This window comes from Martinezella calliandrae, assembly GCF_030272695.1.
GTDB lineage: Bacteria > Pseudomonadota > Alphaproteobacteria > Rhizobiales > Rhizobiaceae > Rhizobium > Rhizobium calliandrae.
Window position 1 is genome coordinate 1 of sequence record NZ_JARFYN010000200.1, and the last position, 505, is coordinate 505.

Genomic DNA, 505 nt, shown 5'->3' on the forward strand with positions numbered 1-505 from the left:
GGACACTTTTCGATTGTTGCTTGGCTTCGCCGAAGCGAAGATTGGCAAGGCGCCCACCCGGCTGATCTTGACCGATCTTGATGCTCAATTGATCCTGGACTTCCTCGACCATCTGGAGAAGGAACGGAGCAACGGTGCGCGCACGCGCAATGCCCGCTTGGCGGCACTTCGCTCCTTCTTGAAGTATGCCGCCCATTACGACCTGACTGCGCTCATCGTCATCCAACAGGCACTGGCCATTCCGATGAAACGGTTCGACCGGCCGGTCCTGGGATTTCTCTCGCGCGAGGAGATGCAGGCGATTCTTGACGCGCCGGATGCGCGGACCTGGGCAGGTGAACGGGACCGCACGCTGTTCAGCCTGATGTACAACACTGGCGCCCGTGTGTCCGAAGCCATCGGCCTGCGCGTCGGCGAGGTTATCGTCGATGGCGCGGCGGTTGCACACTTGCATGGTAAGGGACGTAAAGACCGTAGCGTGCCGCTTTGGCGTACGACAGTCAGC

General features: G+C 60.6%; 1 protein-coding gene. It reads left to right on the forward strand.

Annotated elements, in window-relative coordinates:
* Window positions 1–16 precede the first annotated feature (16 nt).
* Window positions 17–505 (forward strand): tyrosine-type recombinase/integrase (locus tag PY650_RS36720; protein ID WP_285885018.1); only part of this gene is annotated, 489 nt, incomplete at its 3' end.